Genomic DNA, 15022 nt, shown 5'->3' with positions numbered 1-15022 from the left:
GGCAGCGGGTGGGTGAGGATTGCTCGCGCCGTCCCCCGCGCACCTCGGAGACACAGGGCGCGACCGGAGGCTTCTAGAGGCGCAGCAAACTGCGCGACCAGCCCTCTCGCACCCGCACCCATGCCCGCAGCCGCAGCCGCAGCCGCAGCCGCAGCAGAATCAGAACGTCACCAGCGCCCGGCCGCCCTTGCCCGCCCGCATGTTGTCGAAGGCCACCGGGATGTCGTGCAGGGAGATGCGGTCGGTCACCAGGGCGGACAGATCCAGGCGGCTGGCGTGGATGTGCTCCGCGAGCACCGGCACGTCGCGGGCCGGGTCGGAGTTGCCGTAGACGCATCCGGAGAGGGTGCGGCCCCAGTGGAAGATCTCCAGCGCGTTGAAGGTGACCTGCTGGTCCTTGCCGCCGATGCCGACGACGGTCGTACGGCCGCCGCGCCGGGTCGACTCCCAGGCCGTCCGGATGGTGACCGCGCGGCCGACGCACTCCACGGCCACGTCCACCCCCTGCTTGCCGGTGAGCGCGCGGATCTCGCGGGCGGTGTTCTCGGACGCGACCACGTACTCCGTGGCCCCCGCCGCGCGGGCCAGTCCCTCCTTCGCCGGGGAGACGTCCACGGCGACGATCCGGGACGCGCCGGCGATCCGCGCGACCTGGAGCGCCGCCAGCCCGACGCCGCCCACGCCGAACACGGCGACGGTCTCGCCCTCCCGGACCCGCGCCGAGTGGTGGACCGCGCCGTAGCCGGTGAGGACGGCGCAGCCGAGCAGGGCCGCGTCGGCGAGCGGAACCCCGTCCGGCGCGGGGAGCACACACCCGGCGGCCACGACCGTCTCCTCCGCGAAGGCGGCCACGTTCAGCCCGGGGTGCAGGTCGGCGCCGTCGGAGGCACGCCGGGCGTGGACGTTCCCGGAGCCGAGCAGCGCGTTCGCGCACAGCCAGACCTCGCCGAGCGAGCAGGCGTGACAACTCCCGCAGGAGGGAGCCCAGTTGAGGACGACGCCGTCGCCGGGCGAGACATGGGTGACCCCGTCGCCGACCGCCAGGACGGTGCCCGCCCCTTCGTGGCCGAGCACGGCGGGCACCGGCACGCGCATGGTGCCGTCGGACAGCGACAGATCGGAGTGGCAGACCCCGGCGGCCGCCAGCCGCACCCGGACCTGGCCGGGTCCGGGGTCGGGCAGCTCGATCTCGGTGATCTCCAACGGGGCACCGACGGCGGGCAGTACGGCGGCTCGAACGGCCATGGGACGACTCTCCTACTGGTTCGCCTGGAACCCGGTCGGAACGGAGGGACTCGTGAAGCAGGGGGCTCAGAACTGCAGCGACTTGGTCTGGAGGTACTCCGCCAGTCCGTGCGTGCCCAGCTCGCGGCCCACTCCCGACTGCTTGTAACCCCCGAACGGGGCCCGCGGGTTGAAGCGGCCGCCGTTGATGTCGACCTGGCCGGTGTCCATCCGGCGGGCGAAGGCCACGGCCTCGCTGTCGTCGCCGGCCCAGACCGCGCCGGCCAGCCCGTACACCGTGCCGTTGGCGATCCGCAGGGCGTCGGCCTCGTCCTCGTAGCGGAGGATCGACAGGACCGGGCCGAAGATCTCCTCCTGGGCGATCGTCATCTCGGGGGTCACGTCGGCGAAGACGGTGGGGCTGACGAAGTAGCCCCGCTCGCGCGGGGATTCGGGGCCGCCGGCGACGAGACGGGCACCCTCGGCCACGCCCTTGTCGATGTAACCCCGCACCCGCGCCTGTTGCTTGGCGTTGACCAGCGGGCCGATGCGGTCCCCGTACTTGGCGGCGGCCCCCGCCGCCAGCTCGACGGCCTCGTCGTACTGGGAGGTGTGGACGAGCATCCGGGTCCAGGCGCTGCACGTCTGCCCGGAGTTGGACATCACGTTGGCGACACCGACACCGACCGCCTTGGTGAGGTCGGCGCTCGGGAGGATCACGTTGGCGGACTTGCCGCCGAGTTCCAGGGCCACCTTCTTGACGGCGGCGCCGGCGGTCGCGGCGATCCGCCGGCCCACCGCCGTGGAGCCGGTGAACGAGACCAGGTCGACGCCGTCGTGCTCGGCGAGCGCCTGGCCGGCGACCGGGCCCAGGCCGGTGACCAGGTTGAACACTCCGGCGGGTACGCCCGCGTCGTGGACGGCCTCGGCGAACAGCTGGGCGGTCAGCGGGGTGTCCTCGGCGGGCTTCAGGACCACGGTGCAACCGGCGGCGAGGGCCGGGGCGACCTTGGCGACGATCTGGTGCAGCGGGTAGTTCCAGGGGGTGATCGCGCCGACGACGCCGATGGGCTCGTGGTACACGGTGGAGTTGCCCACCTTCTCCTCGAAGGCGTGCTCGGCAGCCAGTTCGGCGTAGGAGCCGGCGACGGCGACCGGCAGGTCCGCGTGCACCTTCTGGGAGAACGCCAGCGGCGAGCCGAGCTCCGCCGTCACCGTCTCGGCGATCTCCTCCCGGCGCGCGGCGAGCGCGTCGCGCAGCGCGCCGATGATCGCGCCCCGCTCGGCGGGCGGGGTAGCGGCCCAGCCGGGAAAGGCGGCGCGGGCGGCGCCCACGGCGGCGTCGACGTCCTCGGCGGTGCCTGCCGGGACACGGTCGATCACCTGCTCGTCGACCGGGTTCACGACCTCGATCGTGTCGGTCCCGGCGGCGGGGCGCCAGGTACCGCCGATGTACATGCCGTCGTGTGCCTTCATCGTGCTGCCTCCGGGGCGGGCGTCGTCCTTCCGCCCCAAAAACTAGCCCTGATAGTTTTCCGGCACCAGGCCTGCGGGGAGTGAGGCAGGACTCGTCGGCCACGAGGCAGGACGCGTCGGCCACAGGGCGGCCGGGAGTGTCGCCGACGACACCGCCGCCGGCGCTCCCCGCCGGGCTCAAAGCCGCCTCGCCTCAGAAGTCGACCCGCTTCCTGTCGTCGACCCGTGCCACGGCCTCCTGCGCGAACTCCTCGCGGTAGTCGCCGCGGATCTCCTCGATCCTGTGGTCGCTCACGGCGGCCGACGCCACCGGATACAGCAGGATCAGCTCGTACGACCGCTCCTTCTCGATCGTCCCGCTCGCGTCCCGCCACTGCCCGCGCCCCTCCTGCACGGTCAGCCCGTCCGGGAACCCGGGGGTGACCTCGCGGTCGACGAAGGCCGTGAACTGCGCGTCGGTGACGGCCGGGCCGCCGTCGGGCCGCTCGGTGCCGAAGAGGAGCCGCGTCTCGATGTAGGGCGTGCCGCGCGCCGGGGCGATCACGGTACCGGCGGGGGCGTCCTCGGCGAGGGTCGCGTACGCGGTCGGGGCGCCCACGACCAGCAGACAGGCGGTGAGCGCGAGGGCTCCCCGGGAGCGGAGGGAGCGGAGGGAGCGGAGGGAGGCGCGTGGGTGGGGGCGCGTGCGGGTCCGGGCGTTCGCGCAGGCGCTCGGCCGTGGGGGGTAGGAGGTCATGGGTCCAGCTCTAGCGGGAGCGTCGGTTCCGGATCCGTCGGCCGCGCCGGGACCGGGCCGCGTGTGCGCCCGTACGCCCCCGGGGCTCGCCGAGGCGGGCGGCGCGCGCCCTGCGCGCCGGTTCAGGGCTTGCGCGCCCGTTCCGGGGCTGCGACCGGTTCAGGGTCCGCGCGCCGGTTCCCGGGTCGCGGTGAGGTGGGCGAAGACGACGACATTGCTCGCGTAGCCCTTCCGCCGGTCGTACGTCCCCCCGCAGGTGATCAGGCGCAGCTCGGGACGCCCGCGATGGCCGTACACCTTCTTGCTGGGGAAGCGGTCCTTCTCGTACGACTTCACGGCGTCCACGGTGTAGACGGCGGTACGGCCGTCCGCCCGCAGGACCTCGACGAGTCGGCCAGGCTTGATCACGTCCAGCGCGGCGAAGACGGCGGGGCCCGTCCGGGTGTCCTTGTGACCGACGACGACGGCCGTGCCCGGTCCGCCGGGCGCGGGGCCCTCCGCGTACCAGCCGACCAGCTTCGGCTTGTCGTCCGGCGGCGCGGGCAGGCGTCGACCGGCGTCGAGGCGCAGGGCGGTCACCGGTGCCTCGATGCCCAGGTAGGGAATGGTGACGGTCTTCGCCGGAGAGGGCGGCAGCGTACGGGGGCGGGCCGGTTTCCTCGGCTCGGCGGGCCCTGGCGTGGACACGGGTGGCACGGGCGCGGTGGTGGCGGGCCGGACGGGGTCCTGTCCGGCGGGCGCGGCGGGCGCCGGCGTCGTGGGTGCGGCGGCCGCCGGTCCGGTCGGCGCGGCCGCGGGGGTGGGCGCGGTCGGGCGGGCGGGTGCCTGGCCGACCGGCCGCGTCGGCTCGGTGGGCGCGGCCGGTTCGGCGCCCTCCGCCCCTCGGTCGGGGGCCGCTGCCGGGGGCGGGGTGGGTACGGGCTCCTCGGGCGGGGGCGTGAAGTACAGGGACGCCCGGGCGCGCGGGTCCTCCGCGCCGCGCGCCCCGGAGTCGGCCCAGGCGGCGCCGGCCTCGGCGGTCCCGGTCCGCTGCTCCCTGTTCTCCGCGATGTGGACGCCGCCCACCACCAGCGCGGTGGCCATGACGACCGTCCGCGTCAGGCGGTAGGCGCGCGTCCGGTGCCAGGGCCTGCGCCGGCGTCTACGCGGCGCCATCGGCGCGGCGACGGCGCAGCCGCAGATAGGCCACGCCACCGACCGCGGCGAGTCCCACGGTGGCCGCGCCGGCGACCGGCGAGAAGTTCTGGGTGAGGGCGAGGCCACCGCCACCGGCCGGAACCGCGCCCTCGGGCCCGGCGAGTCCGCCCAGCGGGCAGTTGACGTTGATGTCCCGGCGGCCCTCCTCCAGCGTCCCGCCGATGGTCCTCCAGGTCAGCACGTAGTTGCCGTTGGGCAGGCGCGCCGCGTTCGGGGGCGCCACAGGGGTGCTGTGTCCGGTGCCGTCGGCCGCGAGGGTGATCTCGCCCGTGGCGACGGGGTCGGTGCGCGGCGCGGGGGGCTGGCGGTCGATGGTCCAGCTGATGCGCTGCGACGGCGTGGGGTCCTCGGGGAAGTTGAAGGCGGAGAGGTAGAAGTCGCAGACCAGCGGCTGGTTGCGCTGGTTGTCGAACGGGAAGCCCACCTTGTGGATCACGACGTCGGGGTCGCCGGGGGCGGCGACGGCGGCCGGTGCCGTGATCAGGCTGGCTCCCGTGACGGTGAGGGCCGCGAGGACGGCGGCGGCACTCGCGCGCACTCCGGCGGGGCGCGGGCGGGACGAGGTGGACATGCAGAACCTCCGAGTCAGACGATTTTCACACAAATCGTTCTTTCGCCTGACTCTCTGTCACATCGCACCCGGCGCGGGGGGAGCCGCGCCCGACGACCCGTCAGATGTCCCCCTTACGGCTCAGGGACTCGTCCGAAGCGGCCGGCCGCGAGCCGCCCTGCTTCCGCTTCGCCGAGGTGCCGCGCCTCGCGTCCCGCTCCGCCCGCCCCGGCTCCGCCGGTGAGCGCAGGGCGATGGCCGACGACACCAGCAGCAGCGCGCCCAGCATCACGAACGGCGCGGCCACGCCCGCGACCCCGGCGATGAGACCCGCGGCGGCCGGCGCCCCGGCCTGCCCCAGCCGGTTCCCCGTCAGTCGCAGCGCGAGGGCGGTGGAGCGGGCGTCGTCCGGCGCGGCCTGCACCACCGTCGTCATGGAGAGCGGCTGCCCGGCCCCGAGGCAGAACCCGAGGGCGGCGAGGATCAGGGCGAGCGCCCACACCGGCACCGGCAGCGCGATCCCGGCGCACAGCACGGCCCCCAGCACACAGGTGACCGTGAGCAGCGCGGTCCGGCCGAGCAGTCGCAGCAGGGGAGTCATCACCAGACGGCACGCGATGGTCGCCGCCGCTCGCAGGCTCAGCAGGACACCGATCACCGAGGGCGCGATGCCCCGGTGTTCACCGACCACCGGCAGATACGCGGTGAGGATGTCCGTCGCCGACAGCACGGCGAGGCTGATGAAGATGCCGCCCGGCACGCCACGGGTGCGCAGGATGCGGTGCACGGGCACGCGTTCGCCCCGCCCCGCACGGGACTTGGGCTCGACGGGACGCTCTGTCCGCCACAGCGAGGTGAACGCGACCGCCGCCCCGGCGCCCGCGGCCACCAGTGCCAGGGCGCTCGTCCGGGCCATGTCCGGGCCGCCGATCAGGGCGCCCGCGGCGATCGGGCCGACCAACTGACCGAGTGAGGCGCCGATGGTGAAGTGGCCGAAGTTGCGGTCGTGTTCGTGCGGCGCGGACTGGCGGGCCACCAGAGACTGGGCGCCGATGACGAAGGAGAGGTGACCGAGGCCCATCACCCCGCTCCAGACGGCCATCGCCACCAGGGAGTCGGCCAGACCGCTCAGGACGCAGCCGCCGGATATGAGGACGACACCGACCGGCAGCAGGGGCGCGCACCGGCCCTGGTCGGTCCTGCGGCCGAGCGGGACGGCGGCGAACAGCGGGAGCAGGGCGTAGACCCCCGCGATCACACCGATCGCCCGTTCGTCGGCGCCCAGCGCGAGGGCCCGGTAGGACACGGCGGGCCGCGCCATCGACACCGCCCCCTGCGCGAAGCTGAAGGCGATGACGAGGCGGAGCAGCCAGCCGCGGTTCCTACCGGGCCTCACGATGCGGGTCCTCCTGGGGGAAGTTCAGGCCGGTGCGAGCGAACTCCGCTCCGGTGCCGGGGAGTCGGGTTTGCTGGTTCAGATGATGCCGAACAGCACACCGGCACCGAGGATGATCAGCGAGGTCGCCGCCGCCCACTTCACCACGAACCTGGTGTGGTCGCCGAACTCGACCTTGGCCATACCCACGAGCACGTAGACGGCCGGGACCAGCGGGCTGGACATGTGCAGCGGTTGGCCGACGAGGGAGGCGCGGGCGATCTCCAGCGGCGAGACCCCGTGGGCGGCACCGGCCTCGGCGAGGACCGGGAGGACGCCGAAGTAGAAGCCGTCGTTGGACATGAAGTAGGTGAGCGGCAGGCTCAGGAAGCCGGTGACCAGGGCCATGTGCGGGCCCATGCCGCCGGGGATGCCGTCGACGATCCACTTGGCCATCGAGTCGACCATGCCGGTGCCCTGGAGGACGCCGGTGAAGACGGCGGCGGCGAAGACCATGCCGGAGACGTTGAGGACGTTGTCCGCGTGGGCGGCGAGCCGGTCCTTCTGGTCGGGGATGTGGGGGAAGTTGACCGTCAGGGCGAGCGCGGCGCCGAGCAGGAAGAGCACCGGGATCGGCAGCCACTCCATGATCATGGCGGTGAGCAGCGTGACCGTGAGCAGCGCGTTGAACCAGTACAGCTTGGGGCGCAGCGTCGGGCGGTTGGGGTCCAGGCCCTGGAGGCGGACGTCGTCCGCGTCGTCGTCCTCGGTGTCGGCGTCGGTGCCGGAGCCCGAGCCGCCGGTGGCCTTCGTCGTACGGACCTTGTCGTCGCCGGAGCCGGAGCCGGCGGCCGACGATGCGCCCGCGCCGACGAGCACGGTCTGCTCCGAGCCGGACTTCTCCTCGTCCTTGACGATCTTCTCCTGCTCCAGGACCTCGTCGAGGCTCAGCACACCGAGGCGCTTGCGCTCGCGCAGACCGAGGAAGTAGGCGAGGACGAAGACGAAGAGCAGGCCGACGAGGAGCGCCGGGATCATCGGGACGAAGATGTCGCCTGCGTCGAGCTTGAGCGCGGTGGCGGCGCGGGCGGTCGGGCCGCCCCAGGGCAGCGTGTTCATCACGCCGTTGGCGGTGGCGGCGACACCGGTCATCACGACCAGGCTCATCTTCAGGCGCTTGTACAGCGGGTACATGGCCGAGACGGTGATCATGAAGGTGGTCGAGCCGTCACCGTCGAGGGAGACGATCGCGGCGAGCAGGGCGGTGCCCACGACGATGCGCAGCGGGTCGGCCTTGCAGAACTTCAGGATGCCTCGGACGATCGGGTCGAAGAGTCCGACGTCGATCATGAGGCCGAAGTAGACGATGGCGAACATCAGCATCGCGGCGGTGGGCGCGAGATTGCCCACCCCCTCGATGACGTAGTCGCCGAGTTGGGCTCCCTTTCCGACGAACACGCAGAAGAGTGCCGGGATCAGCACGAGCGCCGCGATCGGCGACATCTTCTTCATCATGATCAGGACCAGGAAGGTCGCGATCATGGCGAAGCCGAGGATGGTCAACATGTGGATACCTAACGTTCGCCCTTGAACTCCCACCAGGGCACCGGCGGTGCGACGACGTTAGGGCGGCTCCACGAGCGTTAACAAGACGTTGACATGCGAGCAATAAGCGCAGAACTCCAGGTCACAGCGTTGCGCCTGCTCGGGCGAGTTCCACGGGCACTCCGTTGAGGACCGCGTTGCCCGACAGCGGGTCGAGCTGGGAGCCGTCGAGGAGCTGGTTGACGTTGACCCCGGGGTCGATCGCCGCGTGGCTCATCCGGGTGCCGGGACGGTCGTGTCCCCAGCCGTGCGGAAGGCTCACGACACCGCGTCGTACGACGTCGGTGACCTCGACGGGAGCGGTGACCTCTCCCCCGGCGCCCTTGATCCGTACGGCGTCGCCGTCGGCGAGGCCGAGGCGGTCGGCGTCGTCGGGGTGGATGTGGAGGGTGCAGCGGTTGGTGCCGCCGGTGAGGGCGGGGATGTTGTGCATCCAGCTGTTGTTGGAGCGCAGATGGCGGCGGCCGATGAGCACCAGGCCGTCCGGGCGCTCGCGCAGGGCGGTGCGGAGCCTCGGCAGATCGTCGACGATCGGTCGCGGCAGCAGCTCCACCTTGCCGCTGACCGTCTTCAGCGGCTGCGGCAGTCGGGGCTTCAGCGGACCGAGGTCGATGCCGTGCGGGTGGGCGAGGAGCCTGTCCAGCGTCAGTCCGTCCGGTACCGCGCCGAAGCCCTCGCCGTACGGGCCGAGGCGCAGCATCATGTCGAGCCGGCGCTCGGGGCCCGTGTCGCCGGTGAGCAGGCCGGCGAGTTCCTTCGGGTCGCGGCCGCGGACGGGCGAGTGTGCCTCCTTCACGGCCTTGCCCAGGGTCTGGCCGATGACCAGGTCGTCGACGGCGGAGGGGTCGGCGCCGTGCATCCCGGTGGCGGCGAGGGTGAGGCGGGCGAGGATCTCGGTCTCGGCCATGCGGCCGTCCTCCAGCGGGACGGCGGCGCGGTTGTAGCGGACCTGGTTGTGCACGGCGAAGGCGTTGAACGCGAAGTCGAAGTGCGGGGCCTGCGAGGGCGGGGGCGGCGGCAGGACCACGTCGGCGTGGCGGGCCGTCTCGCCGAGGTAGGGGTCGACGCTGACCATGAAGTCCAGCGAGTCGAGAGCCTTGTCGAGGCGATCGCCGTCGGGTGCGGAGAGCACCGGGTTGGCGGCGATCGTGATGAGGGCGCGGACGGGGGTGCCCTCGGGGGTGGCGGTGTCGATCTCCTCGGCGAGCGCGGACAGCGGCAGTTCGCCCTTGGCCTCGGGGTGGCCGCTGACCCGGCTGTGCCAGCGCCCGAGGGCGAAGCCCCGGCCGGGTCCGGCGGGCCGGGGGGTCTTGTCGGTCGCGGAGTGCGGGAAGAGCGCGCCGCCGGGCCGGTCGAGGTTGCCGGTGAGGATGTTGAGGACGTCGACCAGCCAGCTGGCGAGGGTGCCGTGCGGGACGGTGCAGCTGCCGATGCGGCCGTAGACGGCGGCGGTGGGCGCGGCGGCCAGTTCGCGGGCGAGCTCGCGGATGGTCCCGGCGTCGACGTCGCAGGCGCCGGCGACGGCCTCGGGGGTGAACTCCGCGATGGCGTCGGCGAGTTCGTCGGCCCCCTGCACATGCGGGGCGAGGTCCCCGAGGTCGGTGAGCCCCTCCTCGAACAGCACCTGGGCCATCGCCGCCAGCAGCAGCGCGTCCGTGCCCGGCCGGATCGCGATGTGCCGGTCCGCGAGCTTGGCCGTCCGGGTCAGACGGGGGTCCACGACGGTGAGGGTGCCGCCGCGCGCCTTGAGCGCCTTGAGCTTGCCGGGGAAGTCGGGGGCGGTGCACAGACTGCCGTTGGACTCCAGCGGGTTGGCGCCGAGGAGCAGCAGATGGCCGGTGCGGTCGAGGTCGGGGACGGGGATCGCGTGGGCGTCGCCGTACAGGAGCCCGCTGGAGACGTGCTTGGGCATCTGGTCGACGGTGGAGGCGGTGAACAGGCTGCGGGTGCCGAGCCCGGCGAGCAGGATCGGCGGGTAGAGGGCGCCGGCCATGGTGTGGACGTTCGGGTTGCCGAGGACGACACCGACGGCGTTCGGGCCGTGCGCCTCGACGACGGGCCTCAGTCCGGCGGCGACGGCGTCGAAGGCCTCCGCCCAGGTGGCTTCCCGCAGCTCCCCGTCCTTGCGGACCAGCGGGGTGCGCAGCCGGTCGGGGTCGCCGTCGGCCGCCCCGAACGAGGCGCCCTTCGGGCAGATGAAGCCCTTGCTGAAGACGTCGTCCCGGTCGCCGCGGGCCCTGGTCACCCGGGTGCCCTCGATGGTGAGGGTGAGTCCGCAGGTGGCCTCGCAGAGGGGGCAGACGCGCAGGGCGGTGCGGGAGTCGGTGGTGGTGGACACGGGTCCTCCCGGAGGGGGCGGCGGCGACGGTGACGCTCGGACGTGGGCCGCGTGCGAGCACGCGGCACCGAGGCCGAGCATACCGACCGGTATGCACCACGGGGAGGGGCTGCCGGGGGTCTTGTCGGGAAACAGCGGGAACCGGGGCGCGGCCGCACGGCGGCGGTCGGCGCCCGGGGGGCCGGCGGGACGTTCCCGACCCCGTGCGGGGCTCAGTCCAGCACGCGCGCGAGATAGGCCCGCAGCAGCTCCCGCATCTCCTGGATGATCCGCTCGTCACCCGCCGGGGAGACCCGGAAGGCCAGGTGCACCAAGGTGTCGGCGGTCTCGACGGCGATCAGGAAGGTACGGCGCAGGTCCTCGTCGGGGGCGCGGCCGATGAACGCGGACAGCAGGTCGGACAGTCGGTCGGCGACCCGGTGGTTGGGCTCCTGCCGGCTGCCGCCGACCGGGATCTGGTTGCCGAAGTCGATGAGGGCGAACCCGGGGGTGTTGCGCTTCATGTCGAGGTACTCGTCGAGCACGGCGTCCATCGCGGTACGCCAGTCCCGGTCGCCCGTCCCCTGGAGGCGGTGGGTGACCCGGTCGGTGAAACGGTTCAGGTTGCGTTCGGCCAGCGCGTCGGCCATCGCGCGCTTGTTGCCGAAGAAGCGGTAGACGGAGCCGATGGGCACACCCGCGCGCAGCGCCACGGCACGGGTGCTCAGCGCGTCGTAGCCGACCTCGTCGAGGAGGTCGGCGCAGGCGTCGAGGATCCTGGTCAGTCGTTCGGCACTGCGCCGTTGCACGGGGGCACGGCGCAGGGAGGTCGCCTGGGACACGGGCTTCATGATGCCTTTCCGCCTAGGTCCGATGAACTGTCCGAATATCAGTACGGCCGGTACCGCCGCTCCCGCTCAGCGCTGGACCGTGCGAACACCGAACATCCGCACGCCCTCAGCCTGCCGGGAGACTAGAGCACCGCACTGACAGGACGGATCTCCTCGCCGTCCGGTTCTCCCCCTCCGTCCGATGCACCCGATCTGCGGACGCGCCGCCGACGTCCGGTTGTCGCCCGTCGGCGCGTCGCCCGCGTCCGGTTGCCGTCCGTCGGCGCACCGCCGCCGCCTCGCCCCCTTGCACCCGCCCCGGCCGAATCCTACGGTGAAGCACAGGAATCAGGATCGCGAGGGAGTGGGCATGAACGGGGACGCGAGGAAGACGGCCGAGAGACTGGAGTACCTCACCGGCTTCGGCAACGAACACGCCTCGGAGGCGGTCCCGGGCGCGCTGCCGCACGGCCGCAACTCCCCGCAGCGCGCCCCGCTCGGCCTGTACGCGGAGCAGCTCAGCGGCACCGCGTTCACCGAACCGAGGCCGCACAACCGCCGCTCCTGGCTGTACCGGATCCGCCCCTCCGCCGCGCACCCCCCGTTCACGCGCACGGACAACGGCGCGCTGCGCACGGCCCCCTTCACCGAGACCGTCCCCGACCCCAACCGTCTGCGCTGGAACCCCCTGCCGGAGCCCCCGGCGGGCACCGACTTCCTCTCCGGCCTGTGGACCCTCGGCGGCAACGGCGACGCGGCGCTGCGCTCGGGCATGGCCGTGCACCTGTATCACGCCAATTCCGCCATGGAGCGGGTCTTCGGGGACGCTGACGGCGAACTCCTGATCGTCCCGGAGCGGGGCGGCCTCCTCCTGCGCACGGAGCTCGGCCTGCTGCGCGCCGAACCCGGTGAGGTCGCCCTGATCCCCCGGGGCGTCCGCTTCCGCGTCGACCTCCTCGACGCCTCCGCCCGCGGCTACGTCTGCGAGAACTACGGCGCCCCCTTCCGGCTCCCCGACCTCGGCCCGATCGGCGCCAACGGCCTCGCGAACGCCCGTGACTTCCGGGCGCCGGTGGCCGCGTACGAGGACGTCGAGGGCCCGGTGGAGGTGGTGAACAAGTTCTGCGGCAACCTCTGGACGGCCACCTACGACCACTCCCCGCTCGATGTGGTCGCCTGGCACGGCAACCACACCCCGTACGTCTACGACCTGCGCCGTTTCAATGTCATCGGGACGATCTCGTACGACCACCCGGACCCGTCGATCTTCACGGTGCTGACCTCGCCGAGCGACACCCCGGGGCTCGCGGCGGTGGACTTCGTGGTGTTCGCGCCGCGCTGGCTGGTGGGCGAGGACACGTTCCGGCCGCCCTACTTCCACCGGAACGTGATGAGCGAGTACATGGGCCTGATCGAGGGCGCGTACGACGCGAAGACCGCCGGAGAAGGGGGTTTCGTGCCCGGGGGCGGCTCGCTGCACACCATGATGTCGGCGCACGGCCCGGACCGGGAGACCTTCGACCGGGCGAGCACGGCGGAACTGAAGCCGCAGCGGGTGGACGACGGGCTCGCCTTCATGTTCGAAACGCGCTGGCCCGTCCTCACCACCGAGCAGGCGGCCCGCTCGGAGCGGCTGCAGCGGGGGTACGACGACGTGTGGTCCGGCCTCCGGCGCCACTTCGACCCGTTGCACTGAGGGCCCGGGGCCGGGTACGGATACCGTCGTGACCTCATTCGCTCCGGACTCGATCGTCCTGAACCGCAAACTGCCGCTCTGGTATCAGGTGTCGCAGTCGCTGCGTGCCTCGATACTCGGCCGGTCGCCGCAGGAGTCGCTGCGGCTGCCGACCGAGGAACAGCTGGCCGGGCACTACGGCGTGAGCGTGCTGACCATGCGCCAGGCGCTCAAGGAGCTGGAGGACGAGGGGCTGATCAGCCGGCACCGCCGACGCGGCACGTTTATCGAGCCGAGCGCCCAGCGGGGCACCCCGGTGCGGCTGCTCGGTTCCGTGGACGCGATCGTGGCCCAGCAGTCGGGGATGACGACCGAGCTGCTGGACCACGGCAGCACCCCCCTGTCGGGTGAACTGTCGGAGTACTTCCCGGACTTGACCGAGGTCGCCACCTACCACCGGCTGCGCGGCGACGAGCGGACGGGCGAGCCCACCAACCACGCCCGCAACTACGTCCGCCCCGAGCTGGCCGAACGCATCGACCATGACGACCTGCTCCGCTGGCCGATGACCAAGGTGCTGCGCGATGTCGTGGGCGTGGGCATCGGCCGGATCACCGACACGGTCGAGGCCCGCATCGCCGACCCGGAGACCGCCCGCCTGCTCCAGGTCCCGCTGCTCAGCCCGATCCTGCACTACACGGGCGTCACCCGAGACGAGTCCGGCCGCGTCCTCGACGTGGCGGTCATCCACTACCGCGGCGACCGCTTCTCGTTCACCGTGACCCTCGACGCCCCCTGACGAGGCCGTACGATGCCCAGCGTGACGCCCGACGACGCTCCGCGACTCGCGGACCTCATGCCGTGGTCCGTCGCACCGCCACGGCTGGGCCGGGGGTGGCCGACGGCCCCCGACGCCGTGTCCCTGAAGGCCCGCTGGGACGCCCTGGTGAAGGCGGAGGGCCCGGACCGCGAAACCCTCTTCGTCCCCACGCGTTCCCGCACCCTCACCTCCGCGGTGGCCCAGCTGCCGGGCCGGTCCACCGGCACCGGCCGGCTGGTCCGGGAGTCGGGCCCCTGCCCGGAACCGGTCCGCGTCCTGGCCGCCCCCTTCGACGAGCAGTGGCTCGTCCCCGACCACCGCCTCATCGACTCGGCCCGCCCAGAGCTGTGGCGGGTGGCGGACGAGCGGCAGGTCTTCGTGGTCGAGCAGACGCCGGCCCCGGAGCCCTCCGGGCCCCTGCTCCTCGCGTCGTCCGTCCTCCCGCTCGCCCCGCTCCACGGGCCCCGCGTCGGCCGTGTCCACCCGCTGTACCGCCGCCCCGGGGCCGCCGAACCGAACCTGGCGCCGGGACTGACGGCGTACCTCGGCGAGCGCCTCGGCACCGGCCCCGTCGATCCGGTCGATCCCGTCGACGTCCTCGCCTGGATCCTGGTGGCCGCGCGCCCCGGCCCCGACGGTGCCGAGGTGCCCCTCCCGGCCGACCCGGACGTGTGGTCGCGCGGCGTCGAGCTGGGCCGCCGCGTCCTGTGGCTCATGCGCCGCGACGGCGACCGCCCCAAGCTCCCCGGCGGCCGTCGCCCGTATGTGCGCGCCCCGCTCCCCGCCCGCCCGGTCGACGTCCGCTACGACCGTGACGAGGAGAGCCTCGTCGTCGACGAGGGCCGCATCTCCCCCGTCCCGGCCGAGGCCTGGGACTTCCACGTCGGCGGTGTCCGGGTGCTGGAGGAGTGGTTCACCCGCAGAACGGCACCGGCGGAGCCGGGCACCCTGGAGGCGATCCGCCCGACGACCTGGCCGCAGGCCTGGACGTCGGAGCTGCTCGAACTGATCACCGTCCTGGCGCTGCTGGCCGAACTGCGGCCGCGACAGGCCGAGTTGACGGTCGAGAACGCGATCACCACCGCGGACCTGCGCCGGGCGGGAGTACTCCCGGTCCCGGACTCCTCCCGCAGGCCCGCCTCGGTCCTGGACCACCGGGAGGAGGGCCCGGAGGGCCAGTTCACCCTGTTGTAGGGCCTCCGGGGTGTTGCGAGGCA

At 73.0% G+C, this 15022-nt stretch carries 12 protein-coding genes; 3 read left to right on the top strand and 9 right to left on the bottom strand.

Annotation, left to right across the window (positions count from 1 at the left end):
• Positions 1-159: 159 nt before the first annotated feature.
• The 9 genes from GWK25_RS15380 to GWK25_RS15340 form a co-directional block, all read right to left on the bottom strand.
• Entirely contained in the window at positions 160-1245 is a 1086-nt protein-coding gene (locus GWK25_RS15380) for a Zn-dependent alcohol dehydrogenase (protein ID WP_215450793.1), read from the bottom strand.
• A 66-nt stretch (positions 1246-1311) separates the two neighbouring features.
• Positions 1312-2700 (bottom strand): aldehyde dehydrogenase family protein, encoded by a 1389-nt coding sequence (locus GWK25_RS15375; protein WP_215450792.1) that lies wholly within the window; start codon positions 2698-2700, stop codon positions 1312-1314.
• 193 nt (positions 2701-2893) lie between these two features.
• A complete protein-coding gene (locus GWK25_RS15370; RefSeq protein ID WP_215450791.1) occupies positions 2894-3436 on the bottom strand; it encodes a DUF3574 domain-containing protein in 543 nt (180 codons plus the stop codon).
• A 159-nt stretch (positions 3437-3595) separates the two neighbouring features.
• On the bottom strand, positions 3596-4519 hold the full coding sequence (locus GWK25_RS15365) for a class F sortase (protein WP_251828871.1): 924 nt from the start codon (positions 4517-4519) through the stop codon (positions 3596-3598).
• A 58-nt stretch (positions 4520-4577) separates the two neighbouring features.
• Entirely contained in the window at positions 4578-5204 is a 627-nt protein-coding gene (locus GWK25_RS15360) for a hypothetical protein (protein ID WP_215450789.1), read from the bottom strand.
• A gap of 100 nt (positions 5205-5304) precedes the next feature.
• Positions 5305-6579 carry an MFS transporter gene (locus GWK25_RS15355; RefSeq protein ID WP_308404242.1) on the bottom strand — a complete coding sequence of 425 codons (1275 nt, stop codon included), beginning with the start codon at positions 6577-6579 and terminating at the stop codon, positions 5305-5307.
• Between the two features lie 78 nt (positions 6580-6657).
• Entirely contained in the window at positions 6658-8124 is a 1467-nt protein-coding gene (locus GWK25_RS15350) for a citrate:proton symporter (protein WP_215450788.1), read from the bottom strand.
• A gap of 121 nt (positions 8125-8245) precedes the next feature.
• Positions 8246-10501 carry a molybdopterin oxidoreductase family protein gene (locus GWK25_RS15345; RefSeq protein WP_215450787.1) on the bottom strand — a complete coding sequence of 752 codons (2256 nt, stop codon included), beginning with the start codon at positions 10499-10501 and terminating at the stop codon, positions 8246-8248.
• 212 nt (positions 10502-10713) lie between these two features.
• On the bottom strand, positions 10714-11331 hold the full coding sequence (locus tag GWK25_RS15340; protein ID WP_215450786.1) for a TetR/AcrR family transcriptional regulator: 618 nt from the start codon (positions 11329-11331) through the stop codon (positions 10714-10716).
• 349 nt (positions 11332-11680) lie between these two features.
• Here GWK25_RS15340 and hmgA point away from each other — a divergent pair, with 349 nt between their 5' ends.
• From hmgA to GWK25_RS15325, 3 genes are read left to right on the top strand one after another with little or no spacing between them, the layout of a single operon-like run.
• Positions 11681-13006: a homogentisate 1,2-dioxygenase gene (gene hmgA, locus GWK25_RS15335; RefSeq protein WP_215450785.1), complete on the top strand. Its 1326-nt coding sequence runs from the start codon at positions 11681-11683 to the stop codon at positions 13004-13006.
• Between the two features lie 28 nt (positions 13007-13034).
• Positions 13035-13784 (top strand): GntR family transcriptional regulator, encoded by a 750-nt coding sequence (locus GWK25_RS15330; RefSeq protein WP_215450784.1) that lies wholly within the window; start codon positions 13035-13037, stop codon positions 13782-13784.
• 12 nt (positions 13785-13796) lie between these two features.
• Positions 13797-14999, top strand: coding sequence for a type ISP restriction/modification enzyme (locus GWK25_RS15325; RefSeq protein WP_215450783.1), 1203 nt, complete (start codon positions 13797-13799; stop codon positions 14997-14999).
• Positions 15000-15022: the final 23 nt, after the last annotated feature.

Source organism: Streptomyces sp. ATCC 21386 (assembly GCF_018728545.1).
Classification (GTDB): Bacteria; Actinomycetota; Actinomycetes; order Streptomycetales; family Streptomycetaceae; genus Streptomyces.
This window is presented reverse-complemented; position numbering and strand designations above follow the sequence as displayed.